The organism is Nocardia sp. X0981, from assembly GCF_977089955.1.
In genome coordinates this window covers 280,242-305,292 of sequence record NZ_OZ372435.1, presented here as the reverse complement: position 1 = coordinate 305,292, position 25,051 = coordinate 280,242, and the positions used below count along the sequence as shown (strand labels likewise).

Annotated in this window: 20 protein-coding genes; 3 read left to right on the top strand and 17 right to left on the bottom strand. The window is 67.4% G+C overall.

Annotation, left to right across the window (positions count from 1 at the left end):
* Positions 1 to 6 precede the first annotated feature (6 nt).
* Complete coding sequence (locus ACYR7D_RS01365) at positions 7 to 894, top strand: glycine betaine ABC transporter substrate-binding protein (protein WP_459547819.1); 888 nt, start codon at positions 7 to 9, stop codon at positions 892 to 894.
* Between the two features lie 208 nt (positions 895 to 1,102).
* Positions 1,103 to 2,587: a DHA2 family efflux MFS transporter permease subunit gene (locus tag ACYR7D_RS01360; RefSeq protein WP_459547818.1), complete on the top strand. Its 1,485-nt coding sequence runs from the start codon at positions 1,103 to 1,105 to the stop codon at positions 2,585 to 2,587.
* A gap of 62 nt (positions 2,588 to 2,649) precedes the next feature.
* On the opposite strand, the gene ACYR7D_RS01355 is transcribed toward ACYR7D_RS01360, so the two are convergent.
* From ACYR7D_RS01355 to ACYR7D_RS01340, 4 genes are all read right to left on the bottom strand, one after another.
* A complete protein-coding gene (locus ACYR7D_RS01355; RefSeq protein WP_459549959.1) occupies positions 2,650 to 4,443 on the bottom strand; it encodes an AMP-dependent synthetase/ligase in 1,794 nt (597 codons plus the stop codon).
* Positions 4,444 to 4,570: 127 nt separating this feature from the next.
* A complete protein-coding gene (locus tag ACYR7D_RS01350) occupies positions 4,571 to 5,494 on the bottom strand; it encodes an alpha/beta hydrolase (protein WP_459547817.1) in 924 nt (307 codons plus the stop codon).
* Between the two features lie 22 nt (positions 5,495 to 5,516).
* On the bottom strand, positions 5,517 to 6,347 hold the full coding sequence (locus ACYR7D_RS01345; protein ID WP_459547816.1) for an SDR family NAD(P)-dependent oxidoreductase: 831 nt from the start codon (positions 6,345 to 6,347) through the stop codon (positions 5,517 to 5,519).
* A complete protein-coding gene (locus tag ACYR7D_RS01340) occupies positions 6,344 to 7,891 on the bottom strand; it encodes a flavin-containing monooxygenase (protein ID WP_459547815.1) in 1,548 nt (515 codons plus the stop codon). The genes ACYR7D_RS01345 and ACYR7D_RS01340 overlap by 4 nt, the downstream gene beginning before the upstream one ends.
* Positions 7,892 to 7,958: 67 nt before the next feature.
* On the opposite strand from ACYR7D_RS01340, the gene ACYR7D_RS01335 reads away from it, so the two are divergent.
* Positions 7,959 to 8,597, top strand: a complete 639-nt coding sequence (locus ACYR7D_RS01335) for a TetR/AcrR family transcriptional regulator (RefSeq protein WP_459547814.1) — start codon at positions 7,959 to 7,961, stop codon at positions 8,595 to 8,597.
* A gap of 62 nt (positions 8,598 to 8,659) precedes the next feature.
* Here the strand turns inward: ACYR7D_RS01335 and ACYR7D_RS01330 are convergent, their stop codons facing one another.
* The 13 genes from ACYR7D_RS01330 to ACYR7D_RS01270 form a co-directional block, all read right to left on the bottom strand.
* Entirely contained in the window at positions 8,660 to 10,369 is a 1,710-nt protein-coding gene (locus ACYR7D_RS01330) for an ABC transporter ATP-binding protein (RefSeq protein WP_459547813.1), read from the bottom strand.
* Positions 10,366 to 12,159, bottom strand: a complete 1,794-nt coding sequence (locus tag ACYR7D_RS01325) for an ABC transporter ATP-binding protein (RefSeq protein WP_459547812.1) — start codon at positions 12,157 to 12,159, stop codon at positions 10,366 to 10,368. The genes ACYR7D_RS01330 and ACYR7D_RS01325 overlap by 4 nt, the downstream gene beginning before the upstream one ends.
* Complete coding sequence (locus ACYR7D_RS01320; RefSeq protein ID WP_459547811.1) at positions 12,156 to 12,503, bottom strand: alpha/beta hydrolase fold domain-containing protein; 348 nt, start codon at positions 12,501 to 12,503, stop codon at positions 12,156 to 12,158. The genes ACYR7D_RS01325 and ACYR7D_RS01320 overlap by 4 nt, the downstream gene beginning before the upstream one ends.
* A 44-nt stretch (positions 12,504 to 12,547) precedes the next feature.
* Positions 12,548 to 13,771 carry a serine hydrolase domain-containing protein gene (locus tag ACYR7D_RS01315; RefSeq protein ID WP_459547810.1) on the bottom strand — a complete coding sequence of 408 codons (1,224 nt, stop codon included), beginning with the start codon at positions 13,769 to 13,771 and terminating at the stop codon, positions 12,548 to 12,550.
* Positions 13,772 to 14,059: 288 nt separating this feature from the next.
* Positions 14,060 to 14,731 (bottom strand): response regulator, encoded by a 672-nt coding sequence (locus tag ACYR7D_RS01310; protein WP_459547809.1) that lies wholly within the window; start codon positions 14,729 to 14,731, stop codon positions 14,060 to 14,062.
* Complete coding sequence (locus ACYR7D_RS01305; RefSeq protein WP_459547808.1) at positions 14,728 to 15,942, bottom strand: sensor histidine kinase; 1,215 nt, start codon at positions 15,940 to 15,942, stop codon at positions 14,728 to 14,730. The genes ACYR7D_RS01310 and ACYR7D_RS01305 overlap by 4 nt, the downstream gene beginning before the upstream one ends.
* Before the next feature lie 130 nt (positions 15,943 to 16,072).
* Positions 16,073 to 16,420 (bottom strand): DUF1330 domain-containing protein, encoded by a 348-nt coding sequence (locus ACYR7D_RS01300; RefSeq protein WP_459547807.1) that lies wholly within the window; start codon positions 16,418 to 16,420, stop codon positions 16,073 to 16,075.
* A 188-nt stretch (positions 16,421 to 16,608) separates the two neighbouring features.
* A complete protein-coding gene (locus ACYR7D_RS01295) occupies positions 16,609 to 16,815 on the bottom strand; it encodes a DUF397 domain-containing protein (RefSeq protein WP_459547806.1) in 207 nt (68 codons plus the stop codon).
* On the bottom strand, positions 16,812 to 17,696 hold the full coding sequence (locus tag ACYR7D_RS01290; RefSeq protein WP_459547805.1) for a helix-turn-helix domain-containing protein: 885 nt from the start codon (positions 17,694 to 17,696) through the stop codon (positions 16,812 to 16,814). The genes ACYR7D_RS01295 and ACYR7D_RS01290 overlap by 4 nt, the downstream gene beginning before the upstream one ends.
* 139 nt (positions 17,697 to 17,835) lie before the next feature.
* On the bottom strand, positions 17,836 to 18,834 hold the full coding sequence (locus ACYR7D_RS01285; protein ID WP_459547804.1) for a TIGR03617 family F420-dependent LLM class oxidoreductase: 999 nt from the start codon (positions 18,832 to 18,834) through the stop codon (positions 17,836 to 17,838).
* Between the two features lie 90 nt (positions 18,835 to 18,924).
* Complete coding sequence (locus tag ACYR7D_RS01280; RefSeq protein ID WP_459547803.1) at positions 18,925 to 19,809, bottom strand: nucleotidyl transferase AbiEii/AbiGii toxin family protein; 885 nt, start codon at positions 19,807 to 19,809, stop codon at positions 18,925 to 18,927.
* A 62-nt stretch (positions 19,810 to 19,871) separates the two neighbouring features.
* Positions 19,872 to 20,855 (bottom strand): type IV toxin-antitoxin system AbiEi family antitoxin domain-containing protein, encoded by a 984-nt coding sequence (locus tag ACYR7D_RS01275; RefSeq protein ID WP_459547802.1) that lies wholly within the window; start codon positions 20,853 to 20,855, stop codon positions 19,872 to 19,874.
* A 326-nt stretch (positions 20,856 to 21,181) separates the two neighbouring features.
* The gene (locus ACYR7D_RS01270; RefSeq protein ID WP_459547801.1) at positions 21,182 to 24,970 is read right to left on the bottom strand and encodes a multifunctional oxoglutarate decarboxylase/oxoglutarate dehydrogenase thiamine pyrophosphate-binding subunit/dihydrolipoyllysine-residue succinyltransferase subunit; all 3,789 of its coding nucleotides are present in this window, start codon (positions 24,968 to 24,970) and stop codon (positions 21,182 to 21,184) included.
* Positions 24,971 to 25,051 lie beyond the last annotated feature (81 nt).

Here is a 25,051-nt window from a genome sequence, read left to right as displayed (position 1 = left end):
AAGTGGGTGTTCTGCGCGATGTTGCGTCTCCTGGGCCGGGCGCTGGTGCCGATGCTCGCCCTGCTGGCTGCGTCCTGCGGGGCTGGCACGGACGAGCCACTCGTAGTGGGAGCGCAGGATTCGGCGCAGTCGCGGGTGCTGGCCGAAATCTATGCGCAGGCGCTGGCGCGGACGGGGGCGGCGGTGCGGGTGGAACCCGGGCTCGGAGATCGGGCCGACGTTTTCGCCGCGTTGGACGCGGGGACGGTGACCCTCGCCGCCGACCACAATGGAGCGTTGCTCGCCGAATCGAACGAGGGTGCCGTGGCCGAGACGATCGACGAGGTGACCGAGGAACTCAATGGGTCGCTACCGCAGGGCATGATCGTCTCCGATCCCGCCGACGGTACCGATTTCGAGCCCCGTGTGCTGGTCACGACCGCTTTCGCGCAGGAGCGAGGTGTCGAAACGGTCGAACAGTTGGTGGAGCTGTGCCCGGGGCTGGTCGCGGGGACCGCCGCGGTGCCGGGACTGCTGGACCTTCCCGCGGCGGCCGGTGGGATCGCCGGATGTGAGTTCGCGACGACGCAGGTCTTCCCGAGTCCCGGGGAGTTGCGGGCCGCGCTGATGGAGGGGCGGATCCAGGTGGCGGTGCTCGGGGGACCCGTCGAATTCCTGCCGGGCGGTACCGATGGCGCGATGGTGCTGGCCGATTCCGGGGACGCGATCCGCGCGCAGAATCCGCTCGCACTGGTGCGTAAAGGGCTGCTCGGAGAGCGGCAGGCGGAGAAGTTGAACTATGTGGCCGGGGAACTCACCACCGACGAACTGTGCGCGTTGGTGCTGCGGGTGCGGGACGAGTCCGCCGATCCGGCGGAACTGGCCCGTACCTGGTTGGACGCCCACGGCCTCTAGCAGTGCGACAATCGGTCCGATATGCCCGGAATGTTGGCCGGAGCGGTGATGTCGTAACCGGTAGTCCGGAGTGACCACGGTAGGAAGCTGCCCCGGTTCGGCGAGCGCACGTATTCGGCGGGCCGACAGCCGCCGGGATGCGATCGCGCGGCGCACCCGGCGTATCCACGAACGGCGCAGCGGGCGCCGCTCGGACAGGAACGGAATTATGCGCAATCAACGTAACCCGTGGCTCGCGCTGGCCGCGCTCGTCGTCGGATTCTTCATGATCCTGCTCGACGTGACGATCGTGGCGGTCGCGAATCCGGCGATCATGACGGATCTGCGGGCCGATATCTCTCAGGTGATCTGGGTGACCAGTGCCTATCTGCTCACCTACGCGGTGCCGCTGCTGATCACCGGCCGGTTGGGCGATCGGTTCGGGCCGAAGAACATCTATCTGGTCGGTCTCACGGTCTTCACGCTGGCCTCGCTGTGGTGCGGTCTGTCCGGCGATATCGAGACGCTGATCGCCGCCCGGGCGGTTCAGGGCCTGGGTGCCGCGCTCATGACCCCGCAGACCATGGCGGTGATCACCCGGATCTTCCCGCCGGAGGGCCGGGGCGCGGCCATGGGATTGTGGGGTGCTGTCGCGGGGCTGGCGACCCTGGTGGGGCCGATTCTGGGCGGCGTGCTGGTGGACGGCCTCGGCTGGGAATGGATCTTCATCGTCAACGTGCCGGTCGGGGTGCTCGCTTTCGCCCTGGCGGTATGGCTGGTGCCGGCCTTGCCGACCCATGAGCACAAATTCGATCTGCTCGGGGTGGTGCTGAGCGCGGCGGGGATGTTTCTCCTGGTCTTCGGCATCCAGGAGGGCAACGCCGGCGATTGGTCGGCGCGGATCTGGGCGATGATCGTGGCCGGGCTCGCGATGCTGGCGGTGTTCGTGGTGACCCAGGCGCGGGAATCGGGTGAACCGCTGCTCCCGCTGGAACTGTTCGGGAATCGCAATTTCTCGCTGTCGAATCTGGGCATCGCCAGTATGGGGGCGGCGACCACGGCGGTCATGGTGCCGATCTATTTCTATCTGCAGGCCGTGCACGGGATGACACCCACGGGGTCCGCGCTGGTGTTGGCGCCGATGGCGATCGTCACCGGGGTGGCCGCGCCGGTGATCGGCGCATTGTCCGGGCGTTGGCATCCGCGGGTGATCCCGACCGCCGGCTTCCTGCTCTTCTCGGCGTCGATCGCCGGGTTCGCGCTGGTGATGCGTGATCCGCAGGCCGATATCGCCTGGTTCGTGGTGGCCGGTGCGGTGGCCGGTCTGTCCAACTCCTTCATCTGGGCGCCACTGGCGACCACCGCCACCCACGATCTGCCGATGCATCAGGCCGGTGCGGGTGCCGGGGTGTACAACACGACCCGGCAGGTGGGCTCGGTGCTGGGGAGTGCCGCGATCGGCGCACTGGTGGCGGCCCGGATGAGCGCCGAGGGGCTGGGCGGCGCTCCGGCGGGCGAGGGTATGGGTGCCGGGCCGGTACCCGAGTCGGTGCGGGAGGCTTTCAGTACCGCGCTGAGCCAGTCCACCTATCTGCCGGCCGCTCTGCTGCTGATCGGCGCGCTCACCTCGGCCCTGTTCATCCGCAACGGTGCGGCGGGTTCCGCGGCCGAGACCGGTACGGAGACGGTGAAGACGGAATCGCTCACCCGGTAGCCGGCCGGGTACACCGCGGCCCCGGTGGGCGTACGCTCACCGGGGCCGCGGCGCGTTGTGGATCAGTTGTAGATCTTCTCCACCTCGTCGGCGTACTGCTTCATCACCACGGCCCGTCTGAGCGACATCTTCGGGGTCAGCTCGCCGGTTTCCTGGGTCCAGTCCACGGTGAGGATATTGATCTTCTTGATCTGCTCGGCTTTGGAAACCTTGCGGTTGGTTTCTGCGATCGCGGCTTCCACCTCGGCGACCAGGTCCGGGTGTTCGACGAGTTTCTCGATACCGACCTCGGCCGCTACGCCGTTGCGTTCCTTCCAGCCGGGCAGCGCCTCCGGATCGAGGGTGATCAACGCCCCGATGAACGGTTTGCCGTCGCCCACCACCATCACCTGGCTGATCAGCGGATGAGCCCGCAGTTCGTCTTCCATCAGGGCGGGGGAGACGTTCTTACCGCCGGCGGTCACCAGGATTTCCTTTTTGCGGCCGGTGATGGTGATGTAACCGTCGGCATCGATGGAGCCCAGATCGCCGGTCTTGAACCAGCCGTCCGCGAAGGCGTCCGCGGTGGCTTCGGTATTGCCCCAGTAGCCGTCGAAGATCACCGAACCGCGCAGCAGCAGCTCCCCGTCCTCGGCGATTTTGGCGGCGTGTCCCTCGATCGGCCGGCCGACCGTGCCCACCCGGATGTGTTCCGGTGTGTTCACCGAGACGGCGGCGGTGCTCTCGGTCAGGCCGTAGCCCTCGTAGATGGTGACGCCGATACCGCGGAAGAAATGCCCGAGGCGGGCGCCCAGCGGCCCGCCGCCGGAGACCGCGGCCTGGCAGTTGCCGCCGAGGGCGGCGCGCAGTTTCCCGTAGACGAGTTTGTCGAAGAGGGCACGTTTGGCCCGCAGTACCAGGCCTGGTTTGCCCTTTTCGAGCGCTTCGCTGTACTGGATGGCAGTGGCCGCGGCGGCGTCGAAGATCTTGCCCTTACCCTCGTCGTGCGCCTTCTGCTTGGCCGCGTTGTAGACCTTCTCGAAGACACGTGGCACGGAGAGCACGAAGTCCGGCCGGTGCTCGGCGAACTGCTGCACCAGGGTGCTCCAGTCCGCGGTGTGCGCGACAGTGACCTTGGCGTCGAAGGCGGCCAGTCCCACCGCGCGGGCGAAGACGTGCGCCAGCGGCAGGAACATGAGCGTTTTCTTGCCGGGCGTGAGGTAGGAGGCCAGCGCGATCCGGTCGGAGCGGGATTCGGCGTACAGGTTGGCGTGGGTGAGCATGACGCCCTTGGGGCGGCCCGTGGTACCGGAGGTGTAGATCAGCGTGGCCGGGGAAGCCGCGTCGACCTGGGCCCGCCGATCGTGGACGACCTGGTCGTCGAGTTCGGCGCCGCGCTCGATCAGGGTGTCGATCGCGCCCGCATCGATCTGCAGGGTTTCGCGTAGGTCCGGCAGTTCGGTGGGCTCGATCTCGTCGATGACGCCGCGGTGCTTGTCGTTTTCCAGTACGAGCAGGCGGGTGCCCGAATCCTGCAGGATCCAGCGCGCCTGCTCGGCGGAGGAGCTGTCGTAGATGGCGACGGTGCAGCCGCCCGCCGCCCAGATGGCGAAATCGAGCAGATTCCATTCGTAGCGGGTAGCGGACATGATGGCGACCCGGTCGCCCAGTTCGATTCCGGTGGCGATGAGGCCCTTGGCGACATCGGTGACCGCTTTCGCGAACTCCGCGGCCCGCACGTCTCGCCAGCCGCCCCGGCCGTCGGGAACGTTGTAGACCACGGCGCCGGGTGATTCCTTCGCGTGCCGGAACACGTTGTCGGAGTTGTTCGCGTCCTCGGGGATGGTGTAGGAAGCCGGGGCTTCGAACTCGCGCATCATTGCCTTTCCCTGTTTGCTTACTGGTCGGTAATTTACGCCACCGCATTGCCCGGCGGCGCGGGCCACCCGTGAACGCCCAGGGAGTGCACGCCGTGGCCAGGGTGAACGCGTCCCGAACAGACTTTCATCCTATGCCGCGTGCCGGTAGCTGATCGATCGCTTGCCGGATGAATTCGGCCATTTCGGTCAGGGCGACGGCCGCCGGGCCGACGAGGGCGGCCTGGAGCTGGGCGACATGCCAGAGCCCGCGGCTCTCGGTGAACTCCACGCTCACGCCGGCCGCCCGCAGCGCGGCGGTCAGCTCGACGCACTGCGGATGCAGCAGTTCGGCGGTATCGGCCTGTACGTAGACCGGGGGCAGCCCGGCCAGCACTCCGTGCAGCGGGGCGTAGCCGGGGTCGGCGGGATCGCCGTCACCCAGGTAGGCCGCCGCGCAGGCCCGCGACCACGGTGCGTTGACCACCAGGTCGCGGGGACGCTCGGAGAGCTGGTTGGGATCGACCCAGGGGGCGATGAGGCCGAGCGCGGCCGGTATGTACCGGTGCCGGGCGATCAGCCGCTGCGCCAGAGCCAGGGCCAGGCCGCCACCGGCCGAATCGCCGGCGATCGCGATCCGCTCCGGCGGGTAGCCGTGGGCGGTGACCAGCTCACGGAAGGCGGCCTCGGCATCGTCCAGCGCCGCCGGATAGGGGTGTTCGGGGGCCAGCCGGTAATCGATCGCGTACACCGGCAGCCCGGTCCCGGCGGCGAGCCGGCCGTTCAACGACCGGTGGGTGGCCAGCGATCCCACGGCGTAGCCGCCGCCGTGCAGGTACAGCACCGCGGCGGGTTCGCCCGTGGCGCCGGAGCGCGGAGACAGCCGCTCGGCCGGTCGCCCGCCCAGCCGGATCTTCTCGACCCGGACCCCCGGCGGCACCGGCTGGAGTACGGAGCCGATATCTATCAGGGCCCGCTGGACCCGCCACGGCAGCCGGGAGTGCAGGGCCACCCGGTACATCGAACCCAGAACCGCCCGCGCCAACGGCAGCGGCAGCGCGATATCTCGCATTGTGCTCTTTCTCCGGGGGTGGTCAGGGCAGGAAACGGCGTTCGACGGCCACCGCCAGGCGCTGGTAGCCGGAGGCGGCGGTCCGGACGAACAGGTCCAGCAGTTTGGCCTCCCAGCCGATCAGTACCCGGCCGCGGCCCTTGCGGACGCCGTCGACGATGGTCTCCGCCGCCATCTCCGGGCTGTGGATGGCGAGATACCGGTCGAACATCGAACTGGCTTCCGCGCCGTCGATATCGTCGGAATAGGTGGCGTTGCGGGCGACCGCGGTCTTGATACCGCCGGGATGGACACAGGTGACCCGGACCGGCGCCCGGTCCACCAGCATTTCCTGGCGCAGCGCCTCGGTGAACCCGCGAACGGCGAATTTGGCCGAGTTGTAGGCGGCCTGGCCGGGTACGGCGATCAACCCGAAGAGACTGGAGATGTTGACCACGTGGCCGTCACCGGATTCCAGGAGGTAGGGCAGGAACGCCTTGGTCCCGTTCACCACACCCCAGAAGTCGACATCCATGATGCGTTCGATGTCTTTGAAATCGGTTTTGACCACATCGCCGTGGTGAGCGATACCGGCGTTGTTGTAGATCTGGTGGACCACGCCGAAATGCTGTTTCACCGCGTCCGCGTACAGCAGGACGGCTTCGCGCTCGGCCACGTTCAGCCGATCCGATTTCACCTCGGCACCCAGCTCTTCGCAGCGGCGTACCGTTTCGGCCAGACCCTCGGTATCGATATCGGAGAGGGCCAGTTTCGCGCCGCGGCGGGCCAGGTTCACGGCCAGTGCCCGGCCGATACCGGAGCCGGCTCCGGTGATGACGCAGACCTTGTTACGGAAGTAAGCCTCGTTGCTCATGGTGCGGTCACTACTTTCGGTTCGGTACGGGCGGGGACGGCCGCCGCGGTCGTCGTATCGTAGGCGGCGATATCGAATTTCCTTGTGATACGGCGGAATTCGAATGTGAAGTCCGGCCACAGGGTGGTGTTGTTCCCGTGCTTGTCGAGGTACCAGCTGGCGCAGCCGCCGGTGTTCCACACGCTCTTGGCGAGTTTGCGCTGCAGATCGGCGTTGAAGGCGTCCTGCGCCTCCCGGCGTACCTCGACCGTGCGCAACCCTTCCCGCTCGAAGGTCGCCAGGGCATCGGCGATGTAGTTGATCTGCGATTCGATCATGTACACCATCGAGGTGTGCCCGAGCCCGACATTCGGCCCGAGCAGGAAGAACATATTCGGGTAGTTGGCGATGGCCGAACCTTTGTAGCCCTGCTGGCCGATTTCGTCGAACACCTCGGCCAGACTGCGGCCGTCGCGGCCGTAGATGGTCTGGTAGGTCGGCGAATCGGTGACATGGAAGCCGGTGGCCACCACGATCGCGTCGACTTCCCGCTCGGTGCCGTCCTTGGTGACGATCGAATTCGCCCGGATCTCGGCGATACCGTCGGTGACCACGTCGACATTGTCGCGGTCCAACGCGGGGTAGTAGTCGTTCGAGATCAGCATGCGTTTGCAGCCGATCCGGAAGTTGGGGGTGACCTTGGCGCGCAGTTCGGGGTCGCGGATCTCCCACTGCAGTTTGGCTTTGGCCAGCGCCTCGAAGCCGCGCATGAGGGCCGGGAATTTGGCCAGGCCGACCACCTGGGTTTCGCGGGCGGCGTAGATACCGGCCCGGGACAGGCGCTGTACACCGGGAAGGTATTTGAAGGCCAGCCGTTCCGGCAGCAGGTAGGGCCGGTCGAGCCGGGGGAGCAGCCAGGGAGCGGTGCGCTGGTAGACGTCGAGGTGCGCGACCCGGCCGGCGATGGAGGGGACGATCTGGATGGCGGAGGCGCCGGTGCCGATCACGGCCACACGCTTGCCGGTGAGGTCCGAATCGTGGTTCCAGCGGGCGGAGTGGAAGATCTCGCCTTCGAAGCTGTTGATGCCCTTGATATCCGGCAGATTGGGCTCGCACAGCGCGCCTACCGCGGAGACCACGGTATCGGCGGTGAAATCGCCCTTGCTGGAACTGATCTCCCACCGGGCGGCTGCGCCGTTCCAGCGGGCGCTGGTGACATCGCAGTCGAAGATGTGCTTATCGCGCACGTTGTACCTGTCCGCGACTCCTTTGATGTAGGCCTGGATCTCGCCCTGCCGGGAGAACGAGCGCGACCACTCGGGGTTCAGCGCGAAGGAGTACGAGTACAGGTGCGAGGGCACATCGCAGGCGGCGCCCGGATAGGTGTTGTCCCGCCAGGTGCCGCCGACATCGCTACCGCGTTCCAGCACCAGGAAATCGTCCCGGCCCTGCTGGCTCAGCCGGATGGCGAGGCCGAGACCGGCGAAACCACTGCCGATGATGATCGTGCGCAGATGACGGCTGGCCCGATTCGCGACAGCTTTGTCTGTAACCTTGCGACTCATGTACTCAGCGTAAGGCTGTATTGAGTGCGAGTCAATAGTATTGAACAGCATTCAGTAGGATGGGTGCGTGCGTACGAGCCCAGGAGAAACCGCGAAACGCGTCCGCTTGAGCCCGGACGAGCGGCGGACGCAGCTGATCACCCTCGGTGTCAAGATGCTCGGCGAACGCGCCATCGAGGACATCTCCGTCAGCGAGATCGCCGCCCAGGCGGGGATCTCCCGGGGGCTGCTCTTCCACTACTTCCCCACCAAGCAGGATTTCCAGCTCGAAGTCGTCCGTCACGCCAATGCCGAGCTGCTCGCCCGGGTGATACCGGACCCCGCCCTGAGCCTGTTCGATATGTTGCGCGATTCGGTGGGCCGCTATATCGACTACGTGAGCGAGAATCGGGCGTCCTACCTGGCACTGCTCCGGGGACCCACCAGCTCCAACCCGGAGCTGGTGGGTCTCGTGGAACAGACCCGGCGCGCGATCGTCGACATCATCCTCACCCAGGTGCCGCTGACCGAGGTGGAACGCGAACAGCCCCGGCTGCTCCTCGCCGTCCGGGGCTGGGTGGCCTTCACCGAGGAAACCACGCTCTCGTGGTTGCGCGAGGAACCCGTCACCCGGGCCGAGCTGATCGAACTACTGGTGGAGTCGCTGGTAGCGCTGTCGACGGCGGTGAACCCGGCACTGGCCGCCGCGTTGCGTCCGCCGGACTGAGCCGCGCACGATCCGCCGCGAGGACACACGGGGCCACCCTCCGGCGGCCCCGCGCGTCGTGCTCACGCGCCGGGGACCGCGGCGATCCTCCAGAAATCCGCGTAGCGGCCGTCGCGGCGCAGCAGTTCGTCGTGGGTGCCCTCCTCCACGACCCGGCCGCGGTCGAGGAAGACGACGTGGTCGGCGCCGCGGACGGTCCGCAGCCGGTGCGCGACCGTCACCACCGTCCGGCCCGCCATCAATCGCTCGATACCTTGGTGGACAGCTGCCTCGTTCACTGGATCCAGGGCCGAACTCACCTCGTCGAGCAGCACGATCGGTGCGTCCTTCAGCAGCGCCCGGGCAATGGAGACCCGCTGCCGCTCACCGCCGGAGAGCAGGGCGCCGCCCTCCCCGACATTCGTGGCCCACCCCTCGGGCAGCCGGTCGATCACCTCGTCGAGTCGCGCCGCGCTCGCCGCCGCGCGCACCTCGGCGTCCGTCGCGCCGGGACGGCCGAGGCGTACGTTCTCCTCGATGGTGCCGTCGAACAGGTGCACCTCCTGGAAGACGATGGAGATCTGCCCCATCAGGAATTCGCTGTCGATCGCGCGGACGTCCACGCCACCCACCCGCACCGCGCCCGCGTCCACGTCGTAGAACCGCGCGAGCAGCTGCAGCAGAGTGCTCTTGCCCGCGCCCGAAGGCCCGACGACGGCGAGGCGCCGACCCTGCGGCAGGGACAACGAGACATCGTCGATCACGGTGCGGCCACCGCGGGCGAAAGTCACGGATTCGAACCGGAGATCGTGGCGTTGCGGCCGGATGGGCGCGTGCGGTTCCGGGAGCGGTTCGGTACGCAATACCGCGTCGAGCCGGGCCAACTCGGAGCGAGCGGCCCGGACCTGGCCCCCGATATCGGTCAGCGACAGCAGCGGATCCGCGCAGCGGGCCGCCAGCACCAGCACGGACAGCACCTCCGCCGCGCCGATGTGCCCATCGAGCGCCAGATACGCGCCCAGCGCCAGCAGCGCGGTGAACGTCGCCTGCACCACGAGCGCCAGGCTCACCACACCGGTCAGCGTCGACAGGGTCAGCCGGCGGGAGGCGCGTTCGACGCCGCGCAGCGCGTCGTCGAGCATCCGGAAACGTTCGGCGGTCCGGCCGCCGGTCCGCAGCACCGGCTGGGCCCGCAGATATTCGACGACCCGTCCGGCGGCCTCCTGCTCACAGGCGTGGCGCTCGGCGTCGGCCGCGGCCAGCGAGCGGCCCGCCCGGACCCAGATCACCACGGCGACCGGTACGGCGGCCAGCGTGACCAGGCCCAGCCGCCAATCGAAGACGAGTATCACCGCGACGATCGTCAAGGGGGTCACGGTGGCCGAGACGAGCGGTGCCAGCAGATGTGCGAGCACGCTCATCGCCTGAAGGACACCGCGGCCGGCGAGAATCGAAACCTCCCCGATCCGGTCTGTCGTGTACCAGCCGATGGGTAAGCGGGCCAGATGGTCGCCCAACCGGTGATACACCCCGCGCAGCAGGGTGGTTCCCACCCGGAAACCGGCCCGATCGCTGCGATAGCGCAGGATCGCGTACCCCACGACCGCCGCGCCGAAAGCGAGCAGCCAGGGCCGGGCGTCCTCGGGAGCATCACCGAAGAGGGCCCGCAACACCGGAACCAGCAGGGCGTAGGACAACCCCTCGGCTATCGCGGTCGTCGTCATCAGCGCGATGGTGCGGCGCACCGGCCGGGCGTAGTCGTGGCCCAGCACACGCAAAAGCGTTCGGATCATCGGGATACGCTCCACTCACCATGGGACCGCCGGAAGGCGGCGAACTTCCCGTCCCGGGTCAGCAAGACGGCGGGACTGCCGCGTTCGACGATCGACCCGTTCTCCAGCACCACCACCGTGTCGGCGTCGGCGACCGTCTCCCAGCGATGGGCGATGACCAGGATCGTCCGGTCACCGGCCGAGGTCGTCAAGGTCTGCCGTATCGCCTGCTCTGTCCGGGGATCGGCGAAGGATGTCGCTTCGTCGAGCACCAGCACCGGGGTATCGGCGAGCAGTGCGCGGGCGAGCGCGATGCGCTGGGCCTCCCCGCCGGACAGCCCGGCGTCCACCCCGATCACCGAGTCGTAGCCGCGCGGCAGCTCGAGAATCCGGTCGTGGACGTTCGCCAGCCGGGCGGCGCGCACCACGTCGCCGCGGTCGGCCTCCGGCACCGCCAGCGCGATATTGTCCGCCACCGAGGCACGCAGCAGGCGAACGTCCTGGAACACGAAGGAAACCGTCCGGTAGAGGTCGCGGCCGGCCAGTTCGCGCAGGTCGACGCCGCCCAGGGCGACCGAACCGGAGGTGGGGTCGAAGAACCGCGGCAGCAGTTGCACCAGCGTGGATTTTCCGCTGCCCGAGGGCCCGATGAGCGCGGTGACCGTGCCCGGCTCCAACACCAGGTCGATCCCACGCAGTACCTCGTGCCCGGCCTCGTAGCCGAACCGGACCTCGCGCAGTTCCACCCGGTGGCCCCGAGGCGCCACCGGACGGGCGGGTTCCGGCAGCGGCGGCACCGCGAGGACGTCCCGGATCCGGTCCATCGCGCGCCGGGCGGCCTGCAGATCGTCGAAACCGTGCCCCAGCGCCGCCACCGGAGCTGTCAACCCCGGCCCGAGCAGCAGAAACGGCAGCAGATCCGCCGGGGCCATACCCCCGCCGGTGAGCAGAGCGGTGCCGCCGGCCAGCACCACCAGCAGCACGAACGGTGGCGAGAGTGCCACCTGCATCGCGGCGGCCACTCCGGCGAGACCGCGCACCATCCGCAGGAAGATCTCGACGAAATCATCCGCGGCCCTGCGGAACTGCCGGTGGGCGCGGCCGGATTCACCGAAGGTCTTGACCACCGCGATCCCCCGGACGAACTCCACCACGGCATCGGCGATCCGGCCCATGGCCGTATCGAAATCCCGCTGCTCCCGCAGCCGGGCCGGGGTCATCATCAGCGGCACCAGAGCCACCGCCAGCACCACCGGGATCAGGGTGATCAGGGTGAGCCGCCAATCCACGGTGAACAGGTAGACCACCGACACCAGCGGCACCACGAAGGCCGCGACGAGCTCGCCGGGAGCGTGGGCGATGAACGGGTGCATCGCACTCACGTCCTCTCCGGCCACCTTCGCCAGTTCACCGGTCCGGCGTTGCGAGAACCAGCCGATCGGTACCCGGCCCAGCCGTTCGGCCACCACCCGGCGCAACGACAGCTGCACCCGGGTATCCAGCAGATGCCCCAGCCCCGACGACGCGCCGGTGAACAGTAGGCGCACGAACAGGCCGGCCGTGCCCGCGAGCACCACGAGCCGGAGGTGCGCGTGGTCGGCCGGCCCGGGAGCGAGCAGCGCGCGGCCCAGCTCGACAACCGCCAGCAACGGCACGAGACCCGCGACCGCGCCGATGATCTGCGTAACCACCACGGCGGCGAAACTCCCCAGATGACCGCGGAGCAGATCGGCCACTCCCGGTCCCGCCGTGCCGGGCCGTGCCGCGGGGGCGGCATATGCTCGCGCCGGGCCGAGCTCGGTGCTCGTCACCGCAGTGCCTTCTTCACCGGTTCCGCCGACCGGTTTCCGCCGCCCGGCGTGCGCGGAGCTCCGGCCGGCCGGCGGCGCAGGCGGTCGGCATAGGCCCCGGACTGGTCCTCCAACGGATCCGGACCGGCGGATTGGATCAACGCGGGAGCGAGTCCGGTGAGGTTCTCGTGGTGCCACGGGGAAATCGCGCGGGCGTCGAAGGATCGGGGCAGCGCCAGGCGTGGCAGTGCGCGACACTGGGCCGGGGACGTGGTCGGGCTGTCCGCGTTCTCGGTGAACGAGGGGTAGCCGAAGGCACTGTCGGTCCAGTCGAGCTGTGGGTTGATCAGTACCTGGCTGCGCATTCGGAGGGGAATTCTGCCTCGCATGATGTGCCTTCCGTGATACTTCAGCTACCGCACAGCGCGTGCCGGCGCAGTGCGGCCAGCGCGTCGTCGATGGGATGGGGACGGGGTGTTCCGGCGGAGTCGAGCTCGTTCCACCGGGCCAGGTTCATGGCGACGGACAGCCGGCGGTTACCGTCGGCGCGGGTCATCGATATCGCTGCGGCGCCGAAAACGGTGCCGTCGTGCCCCCAGAAGATTCCGCAGCCCGGTATCTCGGTCTTGTGCAGGCCGAGGCCGTAGTCGATGGTCTGTCCGTCCATGGCGATCACCCGCACGGTCCGCTGCATCTGCGCGAGCGAAGACGGGCTCACGATCCGGCCGCCGAGCAGTTCGCCGAAGAAACGGTTGAGATCCGCCGTGGTCGAGATCAGGCCCGCGGCCGGCATCACCCAGGACATGTTGTAGACGCTGTAGTCGCGCGGCGGGTCGATGGATCCGAACAGCGCCTCGTACATCCGCGGATGCGGTCCGTCGATCTCCGGCCGGTCCGGGAACGCGGTGTGCCGGAGCCCGGCGCGGTCGATGACGTGCTCGGTGATGTACTCCACGGCCGGTGTACCGGTCACCTTCTCCAACAGCCGGCCCAGGAGAAGGTAATTGGTATTGGAGTACACCCCGACCGGGCTACCGGGCTCACCGGTCGCGGGGGCTCGGACACCCATCCTTATCAGCTCGACCGGGTCGAATTCCGTGAACCGGTGGGTTTCCAGGCTTTCGGGGGACAAACCGGCCGGTGAAGGGAAGCCACCGAGGGACGGGAAGGCGTAGGGAAGGTATTCGGCGAGGCCGCTGGTGTGGTTGAGCAGCATCCGGACCGTGATCTTCGCCCCGCGCTCGCCCGGCACCAGCCGCGGCAGATAGTCGCCGATCGGCGCGTCGAGCCCGATCCGGCCCTGCTCGACCTGCTGCATCACGGCGGCGGCGGTGAACGTCTTGGTGATACTGCCGACCCGGTGCACCATATCGGGGTCGATGGGACTGCCGGTCGCCAGATCGGCGACCCCGGCGGCACCGCGCCACACCTGTTCCCCGTTCCACACCTCGGCGTGCACACCGGGCATCCCGGCGCGGTGGATACCGTTCAGGGCGGACCGCAGTTCCGCCGGCGGGCCGGAGCTGTCGGGCAGCGTGGCCTCCGGGTCGCCGGGCGCACATGCGGTAACCCCCATGCCCACACCGACGCTCAGCGCGGTCGCGCTCGCCGCCGCGAGCAGCCGTGCCCTCACGACACCCCTCCGCTCGTGCGCGACCGGTGTGGCGGAGTAACTCGCCACCCTCCGGAGGAGGCGATAGGCGCCGCGCCGGGACGCCGGGGTGGTGGCAGCGGGAGCCGAACCTGCCGGGAAATCGTGTTCATGCGTCGATAGTGGTGTGCGCCAGGCATATTCGGCTTCCGGCAGCGGTCGGCTCCGGCTACGCGAAATCGGGTACGCCGATCAGGCCCGGCTACGCTTTTCGTCGTAGCCGAACGCCTGTGAGCGCTCGCCCGGCCGGGGCGGCCGCTGAACCGCGCGCTACCCGCCGCACAGCCCGGTCCGGTACGCGATCACCACCAACTGCGCGCGGTCGCGGGCACCCAGTTTCACCATGGCCCGGCTGACGTGAGTGCGGGCGGTGGCCGGACTGAGGAACAGCGCCGCCCCGATCTCGTCGTTGCTCATACCCTCCCCCACCAGCGCGAGCACTTCGCGTTCCCGGGCGGTCAGAACCGCGAGCCGCTCCTCGGCGCTACGCTCGGCCCTGCGCTGTGCGGTGAACCGGCCGATGAGGCGGCGAGTGATACGCGGCGCGAGCAGCGCCTCACCGGCGGCGATCACCCGGATGGCGTGCAGGAGTTCGGCGGGGCCCGCGTCCTTGAGCAGGAACCCGCTCGCGCCCGCCTCCAAAGCCTCGAAAACGTTGTCGTCGGTGTCGTAGGTGGTGAGGATGAGCACCCGCACCCGCTCCAATCCCACGGTTCCGGCGATCCGGCCGGTGGCGCGTATCCCGTCCAGCTTCGGCATGCGGATATCCATGAGGACGATATCGGGGCGGGTGGCCGTGGCCAGCTCGACGGCTTCCGCGCCGTCGGTGGCTTCCCCGACTACGGTGATGTCGTCTTCCAGATCCAGCAGCACTTTGAAGCCGGAACGGACCAGCCGTTCGTCGTCGGCGAGCAGTACCTTGATCGGCGGTTCGGGGTTCACAGGCGCGACCCGGCCGGAACGAGCGGCAGACTGGCGACGACCTCGAACCCGCCGCCGGGACGCGGCTTGGCCTCGAGTTCTCCGCCGAGCAGCCGGCAACGTTCCCGCATCCCGATGATCCCGCGGCCGGGAGCGGCCGCCCCGCCGGTGTGCGCGGGGACCGGGGTCGCGGTGCGGCGACCCTCGTCGGTCACCCGGATGTGCAGGATATCGACGCGGGGGTGCAGCGCCACCGTCACCCGGGTCGGGCCGACGTGCCGGATCACATTGGTGATCGACTCCTGCACGATGCGGTACGCGGCACTGCCCACCGCGCTCGGCAGCGACGACACCGGTTCGGGTTGTTCGACGCAGATATCGAGTCCGGCCTGCCGGGCTTTATCGGTGAGCTCGTGGATCCGGTCGAGCCCGGGGGAGGGTTCCCGCTCGGCGTCGTCCCGCAGAACGCCGAGGATGGCGCGCATTTCGCGTAATGCCCGCGAACTGGTCTGTTCGATGGTGTGCAACGCTTCCCGGGCATGTTCCGGACGTTTGTCGAGAACATGCGCGGTGACCCCGGCCTGGACGTTGATGACGGCGATGGCGTGGGCGACGGTGTCGTGCACCTCGCGGGCGATACGCAGCCGTTCGGCGTCCACCCGGGCCCGGGCCTCCTCGTCGCGGGAGCGTTCCGCCAGTTCCGCCCGCTGCTGCGCGTCGGCCGCCATGACCTGGCGGGATCGGGCGGACTCGCCGAGCATCGTGCTGATCACCGCGGCCCCGATCCGGAAGAACACCCAGCCGATGGCCGATACCGGTTCCACGTCGGCCCCGGCGATCAACCAGCCGGCGGCGAGTACCGAGATCCCGGCCCCGGCGATCCGCAGCGAGCGCTGACCGTCGCCGTAGGCGGCCACGGTGTACAGGGCGACGAAGAGCCCGAGATAGGAGAGCCGGTCGGGAAAATCGAAGGCGAAATACACCAGACTGGCCACGCCGGTGATCGCGAAAACCGCGACAGGCCGGCGGCGCCGCGCGACCACGGCCGCTCCGCTCACGACGAGCAGGACGTAACCCACGCCCGAAACCGGTGTGGAGGCCGGCTCGACCGGTACCGGAATACTCGCGCTGAGCACCTGGACCACCGTGACGAACAACGCCAGCGCGATATCCGGGGACCACCGCCGCGCGAACCGGGCAGCCGATTGTCGTGACACCGCCCGCGGATCCATGCCGTGACAGTACGTCATACGCGGGAATTCGTGCTCCGCTCGCCCGTGCGGCCCGATACGACGGAACACGTAGCCGCGGCGAGCCCACCTACGCGAATCCGCGTAGCCGGTATCCACTGCCGGGCCGTCCTCAGCCGGCGGAGGAACTCTCGCGTATGGCCCGGGCGGTGACGGCCGGGTCGTAGCCCGCGGGGACTCCGTCGACCATGATGATGTCGCCGTCGATATGCCGGGAACGCAACGGGGCGATCTCCTGGTAGGCGGCCGAATCCCACCAGGCCCGGGCCTCGGCGATACCGGGAAAGCCGATCATCACGACATGCCCGGGCCAGCTGCCCTCCTTCACCTCGTGCTGGGTGGCGTGGACGAGGAAGCGGCCGCCGAACGGCTCGAAGGTGCCGGGGATACGTTCCATGTACTCGGCGATATCCGGGTGCGGGTCAGCCTCTTGCAGATGGGCGATGACGTAGGCGGGCATGGTGGTCGGTCCTTCCGCTGATCGAGTTCGACCACTCGATCATGAAGGACGGACGGCGCGGGGGCGATTACCTGAGAGGTAATGGCCTGCGTTACGTATATGAATGGCCTGGTCGAGCAGTGTCCCGCTCCGCCTCTGCCGATCGCGGACGACCGTAGTGGTCGAGGAATGGTGGGACCGCGGCGACTCTACGGGCGGTCGAACTCGCCGTTGCGGGTACCGGACAGGAAGGCGTCCCATTCATCGGGGGCGAAGACGAGGGCCGGGCCGGTGGGATTCTTGGAGTCGCGGATACCGACGTGGTCGCGATCGAGAAACGCCACCTCCACGCATTCTTTGGTTCCGCCACTGCGACTGCTCTTGAACCACTGCGCTTCGGTTGGGTCGATATTCACCGCTGGTACTCCCTTGCTGCAGTACTGCGCAGCAGGTTCCTGCTGCTGACCTCGTCCAGCGCACCCTGCCGGATGAGTTGGTATGCCTCTGTGTACCGCTGAACAATACCCACTTTCTCGCTGTACATATCCCCGGTGTAGTTCTCGGCGTAGACAAGTGTGGGTTCTATCGGCTTGCCCTTGTTGTCCTCGCCGAACTCCATGATCACGAACGGGCCGGTCTGCTCGCCGGTGGGCAGACCGGCGGAGAAGGGAAGAATCCGGAGGCACACATTCGGAAGCGTGCTGGCGTCGGCGAGGTGCCTCAGCTGGGCCGCCATGATGCGCGGACCGCCGATTACTCTGCGCAGGACGGTCTCGGCCAGGATCACGTCGAGTGCGGCAGGGCGGGTCTTCCGGGAGATCATGGTCTGCCTGCGTACCTTCAGTTGCACGCGCTGCTCTCGCTCTCGTTCGGTGTCATAGGGACTCGCCACCTGCGCCAATACCCGCGCGTAGTCACGGGTTTGGAGAAGACCCGGTACGAGATCGGGTTGATAAGTGGTCAGGGTACGGGCGGCCGACTCCAGGCCCATGTACACACTGAAATCGGCCGGGATGACACTGCCGAACTCGTGCCACCAAGATTTTTCACCTGTCTCGCGCGCAAGCCCCCTGAGCCCGGCCGCTTTCACCTCGTCTATCCCGTAGATCTCGATCAACCCGTCCAGATCACGGATGCGGAGCTTCTGGTTCCGTCCGGTCTCGATGCGCTGCAAGCTGCTTTTCCCCCACTCCATGAGGCGTACCGCTTCCTCGATCGTCAAGCCGACCGCCTCGCGTGCCTCGCGCAGGTACCTACCCAGCTGACGCCTGGTGATACTGCTGTCCTGCTCGGTCAAAACCGTCCCCTTCCGGCTGGATAGAGCTCGGGTCGGCTCATGCCTACACGCGGATTCCGACTGGCTCCGCACTTTCGGGAGATCGATTCGAATACCCACGACAGGGTCCGATTCGGAACCCTCTCTACGACCGAATCGGTCAGCGCAGGGCCGCGGCGAGGGCGGTGATCTGCTCGACCGGCGGATCGTAACCGGGGAAGTAGCAGCACACCCGGTCGGCCACATCGGCGAAGCGGCGGCGGATCTCGGCGGCACATTCTTCCGGGGTGCCCCGCACCGCGAGGGTGTCGACCATGGGCTCGGAGATCCGGTCGAACATGCGCATGATGTCACCGGATTTGGATAGGGCGTTGAGTTCCGGCTGGAGGTCTCCCCAGCCCTCGATATCGAGTACGGGCCGGTAGGCCGGTGTCGAACCGTAGAACGCCAGCAGACCGCGTACCCCGGTCGACGCCGCCGCGAGTTCGGCCGCCGACCTGCCCATGGCGACTATGACCTGCGGGAAGAGCGGAAACTCTGTCCGGCCCGCCCGTTTCATCCCCTCCGCCACGGCGGGCAGGGTTCGTTCCCGGAAATGGCGGTGGCTGTGGAAAGGCATCACCAGCAGGCCGTCCGCGACCTCCGCGGCGGTCCGGGTCATCACCGGCCCCAGCGCGCCCAGCAGCACCGGCGGCGGACCATACGGATTGGGGCCGGGGACAAAAGTTTTCGGCATGAGAGTGTGCCGGGTGTGCTCGCCGCGGAAATCCAGCGGGGTGCCCTCCTGCCAGGAGGTCAGGATCGCCCGCACCGCGAGCACGATCTCCCGCATCCGGGCCGCCGGGGCCGACCAGGTGGCGCCGTAACGCTTCTCGATATGCGGCCGGATCTGCGAGCCGAGACCGAGCCGGAACCGGCCGCCCGACATCAACTGCAGATCCCACGCGGCATGCGCCAGATGCATCGGACTGCGCGGTATGGCGATCGCGACATTGGTCATCAGATCCGTATCGACCTGTCCGGCAACGGCCGCCAGCGGCAGCAGCACATCGTGTGGGCCCTCGAAGGTGAACAGGCCGGCCGCGCCGGCGTCGACGAGCGCGCGGGCACGGTCCACGCACCGATCCGGGCGGGCATCCAATTGGAGATCCAGGAGCATCAGCTCATCCAAGTACACCCGTCCGGATCAGAACAGGTTCATGCCCCGCCGCTTGCCCGTCGAAGGCGCTGCGGCGAGGCGTCGGCTGTCTCACGCCTCCGCCGGCGAATTATCCCAGTGGCGAGTAGCGGGATTCCAGGTGCCGACGGGCATCGCCCCGTCGAGCAGCGGGTCGAGACAGGCGGCGAGTGTGGCGAGTGCCGCATCGAGATGCTGCAATTCCGGTGCGAGGGAGGTGCCTCTGGCTTCCGCGCGATAGCCGCGGGCCCACTCGGGCCCCGGCGCGGTAACAGCGGTCGGCAAGGTCAGCCGGGGCCGTCGCTGTTGTTGAATATGCAATGCGCGCAGGGTTTTCGTGGCGTCGAGGGGGAATCGGCCGATGATGAGCAATAGGTCGACCAGGTCGTGGTACCGGGTGGACGGTGTTTCGGTCGCGCCGTAGCGCTCGTACATCGCCGAGACTTTGTCCGCCACTTGATCGGCCAGGGAGAGGCACCGGAAAGGGGGCAGTGCGGCGATCTCGTCGATGGCGATCACCGTGGTGGGCACGACATGGTCCACTTCGGCGGCGAGGAGGGTTCTGATGGACAGGTCGATGGGGAAGCTGTGCAATTCGGCGGCACCGTAGTAGGCGATGGCGTCGAGTTGGGCCACGTCGCGAGCGCCGGTATCGCGTCGGTTGCGTTTCACTTCGAAGGTGAAAGGGTCCAGGTCGGTATGTCCGTCGCAGATGCGCTGCAAGTCGAGCAGGGCTTGCCCGGCGTCGACGTCGATGCGCATGAGATCCACATCACGGCTGTGGCGGGCACCGTCGATGCGTACCAGCAGACCGCTGCCACCTTTGAGAACCCAGGGACTGTCGGGGTCGGAGAAGACCCGGGCCAGGAATCTCAACATATAGAACTCCCGGTGGATCTGCTGAATGGGTCGTCCGGTGATCTTGGCGATTTGTTTGACCTTGGCGTTGATCGACATCCGGAATGCCGAGGCCGAGCGGCGTGGGGCGGGGTCAGGGGGATTCCTTTCGATCGACGCGGTCAGGGGTGTTCGGTGGGGGCATGGCCCTCGGGGTTTTTCTCGTGGCGTGTGTCCGCCGCCGTGCCCACGACATCGTCGGGCGAAGGCTGTGTCGTACCTTGTCCGAGGGCATCGGCATGGAGGTTTTTCAGGATCGGGGCCAGATCCGGAAGAAGCGCTTTGTGGAGCTGCGCGAGGGCGGGAGCCCATTCGGGGAACCTCACGGCATCACGCGCCTCGGTACCGGCAACCGCCGAGATGTCGATATCCCGGAAGAAGGCGGAGGGGTCGGCTGCCGGGCTCAGTGAGCGAACAGCTTCCACAAGGTTGGGTAGCGCCACGTTGACCGCCGAGGCCGGCACCCCCGCCCGGTGGATGAAGGATTTGACCAGACTGCCGCCGTCGCCGGCGCGGATGCCGTAATAGTGCGAATAGGGACGGAGTGCGTCGGCGAGCCGAGCGGAGTCTGTGTCCCCGGTGAGTAGGACGTCGCGGACTACGCTGGCCAAATGTCCGCCGTCCGTATGGGCGGCGGCCAGGTCGACAGCGGTGCGCAACGGACGTGTGACGGGGAGCCCGCCGACCCGGTGCCAATCTTCGCGGTCGAGTTCGGCGACTCGGAAGGTGACATCCGGGCTGCGGGTATGGCGGCGTCGGGGGACGGTGAATTGATGGACGTCGGCCTCGAGGTCTCCCAGGTTCTGTAGCACCGCGGCCGAGCGATGCGAGATAACGCCGTGTGGTATCGGGTCCTTCAGCCTTTCGGTGGCTGTCCGCGGGGGCTCGAGCGCCAGCCATTCCGCCCGAAGCGCCTCGAGCGGCGATATCGGTGAGCCGGAAAGGCGATACACGCCGTGGCGCAATCGGACAAGCAACCCCCGATCGGTATAGCGCTTGAGCTGCAGGGCGTTCACTCCGAGTATGCGAGCGGCCTGAGCGCTGGTGAGCAGGCCCCATTGCTCTTCTGCCAGTTCGGCGAGGGAAAGGAGCCGCTCATCAGTCATACGCCGATAATATCACCTTATGAATCAAAAATTTCCCACTAGGGGAAATTATCGGTGCGCAACATCAAAGTATTGGTGTACAACAGGCTCGGGATCGTGCTTCACCACACATTGAGCTCCGGATGCGTGGTGGGATCCTCTCGATTCCGAGACGAGGCACATACAGAGCCTCGACGTGTCACCTCGAAGTGGAACCGGGCCGCTGGAACTACTTCACGACTCGGCTCTACCGTGCGGGCGGCGCGGCGCAGCCGCGCGGAAACCATCCGCAGTACGCCGAAGGGCCGAGCCCCACACGGGAGGCTCGGCCCTTCGGGCGGTACCGGTCACTCGAACGGCGCGAAGGCCTCATCGATGATCTCGGCCTGCTCCACCGCGTGCACCTTGCTCGAACCCGAGGACGGGGCCGACATGGCGCGGCGGGAGATACGGCGCAACCGGCCCAGCCGCTCCGGCAGCAGTTCCGGCAGGTTCAGGCCGAAGAACGGCCAGGCACCCTGGTTGGCCGGTTCCTCCTGGACCCAGGCGATCTCGGTGGCGTTGGTGTACCGCTCCAGCGCCTCGTTCAAGCGGAACTTCGGCATCGGGTAGAGCTGCTCGATCCGCACGATGGCCACATCGTCACGCTTGCGCTTGGCCTTCGCGGCGGCCAGCTCGTAGTACAGCTTGCCGCTGGTGAGCAGGACCCGCTTGACGGTGCTGCGGTCGCCGACGCCCATCTCGTAGGTGGGCTCGTCGAACACCGACCGGAACTTGCTCTCCGTGAAGTCCCGCAGATCGCTGACCACGGCCTTGTTGCGCAACATCGACTTCGGGGTGAAGACGATCAGCGGACGGCGGATACCGTCCAGCGCGTGGCGGCGCAGCAGATGGAAGTAGTTCGCCGGAGTCGACGGCACCGCCACCGTCATCGAGCCCTCCGCGCACAACTGCAGGAAACGCTCGATACGGCCGGAGGTGTGGTCCGGGCCCTGGCCCTCGTGCCCGTGCGGCAGCAGCAGCACGACCTCCGACAGCTGGCCCCATTTGGCCTCACCCGAGGAGATGAACTCGTCGATGATCGACTGAGCGCCGTTCACGAAGTCACCGAACTGGGCCTCCCACAGCACCAGCGCGTTCGGATTGCCCAGCGAATAGCCGTACTCGAAGCCAACGGCGGCGAATTCGCTCAGCGCCGAATCGTGGACCGCGAACCAGCCCGGGTTCTCGCTGTTGATGTTGTGCAGCGGTGTGTACTCCGCGGCGGTCTTGCGGTCGATGATCACCGCGTGCCGCTGGGTGAAGGTGCCGCGCCGGGAATCCTGGCCGGTCAACCGCACCGCGCGGCCCTCGTCGATCAGGGTGCCGAAGGCCAGGAGTTCGGCGAACGCCCAGTCGACCTTGCCCTCGTAGGCCATCTCCCGGCGCTTCTCCAGCACCGGCTGCACCCGCGGATGCACGTTGAAACCCTTGGGGACGTTCACGAACGCGTCGCCGATACGGTGCAGCACCGATTTGTCGACCGCGGTGAGCACCGTGGACGGGACCTGCTGGTCGCCCTCCACCGATTCGCTCGGCCCCGGCGGGTATTTCTCCAGCTCCCGGACCTCGTTGAAGACCCGCTCCAACTGGCCCTGGTAATCGCGCAGGGCGTCCTCGGCCTCTTTCAGCGAGATATCGCCGCGGCCGATCAGGCTCTCGGTGTAGCTCTTGCGGACACTGCGCTTGGTATCGATGACGTCGTACATGTACGGCTGGGTCATCGACGGGTCGTCGCCCTCGTTGTGGCCCCGACGCCGGTAGCAGATCAGGTCGATGACCACGTCCTTGCGGAACTTCTGCCGGAAATCCACCGCCAGGCGGGCCACCCAGTCGCATGCCTCCGGATCGTCACCGTTGACGTGGAAGATCGGGGCGCCGATGAACTTGGCGATATCGGTGGAGTACTCGGTGGAACGGCTGTTCTCCGGTGCGGTGGTGAAACCGATCTGGTTGTTCACCACGATATGGATGGTGCCGCCCACGCGGTAACCGCGCAGACCCGAAAGGTTCAGGGTCTCGGCCACCACGCCCTGACCGGCGAACGCGGCGTCACCGTGCAGCATCAGCGGCACGACCGAGAAACCCTCCTCGTCGTCGCCCTTGTCCAGCAGATCCTGCTTGGCGCGGACCAGACCCTCGAGCACCGGGTCGACCGCTTCCAGATGCGACGGGTTGGCGGTCAGCGAGACCTCGATCTCGTTGTCACCGAACATCTGCAGGTAGGTGCCCTGCGCGCCGAGGTGGTACTTCACATCGCCCGAGCCGTGCGTGGCGGCCGGGTTCATATTGCCCTCGAACTCGGTGAAGATCTTCGAATACGGCTTGCCCACGATATTGGCCAGCACATTGAGCCGGCCGCGGTGCGGCATACCGATGACGACCTCGTCGAGCGAATGTTCGGCACACTGGTCGATCACCGCGTCCATCATCGGGATGACGGATTCGGCGCCTTCCAGCGAGAACCGCTTCTGGCCGACGTACTTGGTCTGCAGGAACGTTTCGAACGCCTCGGCCGCGTTGAGCCGGTTCAGAATGTATTTCTGCTGGGCGACCGTCGGTTTGACGTGCTTCTGCTCGACCCTGTTCTGGATCCACTCGAGCTGATCGCCCTCGAGGATATGGGTGTATTCCACACCCACATGGCGGCAGTAGGAATCGCGCAGCACCGACAGGACGTCGCGCAGCTTCATCCGTTCCTGGCCGTGGAAGCCGCCGACGTTGAACTCCCGGTCCAGGTCCCACAGGGTGAGGCCGTGCTGGGTGACATCGAGGTCGGGGTGGCTGCGGAACTTGTCCTTGACCAGGCGCAGCGGATCGGTATCGGCCATCAGGTGGCCGCGGTTGCGGTAGGCCGCGATCAACTCCAGTACGCGGGTGCTCTTGTCGACCCCGCGTTCCTTGATGTCCTTACGCCAGCGCACCGGTTCGTACGGAACGCCGAGACCGTGGAAGATCTCGTCGTAGAACTCGTCCGCGATCAGCAGCTTGTGGATGGTACGCAGGAAATCACCGGATTCCGCGCCCTGGATGATGCGGTGATCGTAGGTGGAGGTCAGGGTCATGAGCTTGCCGATGCCGATATCGGCGATCCGCTCGTCGCTCATGCCCTGGAATTCCGCCGGATACTCCATGGCACCCGCACCGATGATCGCACCCTGACCCTGCATGAGCCGCGGCACGGAATGCACCGTGCCGATGGTGCCCGGGTTGGTCAGCGAAATGGTGACACCGCTGAAATCCTCGGCGGTGAGTTTGCCGTCGCGGGCGCGGCGGACGATGTCCTCGTAGGCGGTGTGGAACTGGCCGAAGGTCATCTCCTCGCAGCCCTTGATGGCGGCGACCACCAGGGAACGGTTGCCGTCCTTACCGGGCAGGTCGATGGCCAGGCCCAGGTTGGTATGCGCCGGCGTGACCGCATGGGGTTTCCCGTCCACCTCGGCGAAGTGCCGGTTCATATTCGGGAAGGCCTTCACGGCCTGCACGATCGCGTAACCGAGCAGATGGGTGAACGAGATCTTGCCACCGCGGGTGCGGGCGAGATGGTTGTTGATGACCAGACGGTTGTCGATCATCAGCTTCGCCGGGACCGCCCGCACGCTGGTGGCGGTGGGGATGCTCAGCGATGCCGACATGTTCTTGGCGACCGCCGCGGCGGCGCCGCGCAGCACCTTCTTCTCGTCGGCGGCCGGCGCCGGCTTCGGCGCGCCGGAGGTGGGCGCGGCGTTGGAGGCGGGCGCAGGAGTGGTCTGCGGGGTGCGCCGTTGCGCGGCCGGGGTCTTGGTGGCCGTCCCGCCGGCCTTGGTGGGGGCCTGCGTGGGCGCGGCGGCCGGGGCGGCGGAGGCGGTGGCCCGGCTCTGCGTGGAGGCGGATTCGGCGGGGGCCGGGCTCACCCGGGCAGCGGGGGCCGCGGCCGGAGCGTTCTGCGCGTTACCGGCATCACCGGAGGTCTCGGGGGTGTAGTCGGCGAGGAACTCGTGCCAGCTTGCGTCGACCGATGATGGATCCTGTTTGTACTTCTGATACATCTCGTCGACCAGCCATTGGTTCTGACCGAACTGGGATTTTGAGCTGCTCACAGCAGGTGTTCGCCTCATTTCGTTCTTCGCGCTGCGACGTTTGTGACGTGCCCGGCAACGGGGGGTCGGCGGATGGGTGCCGATTCGCCCTCTGACGAG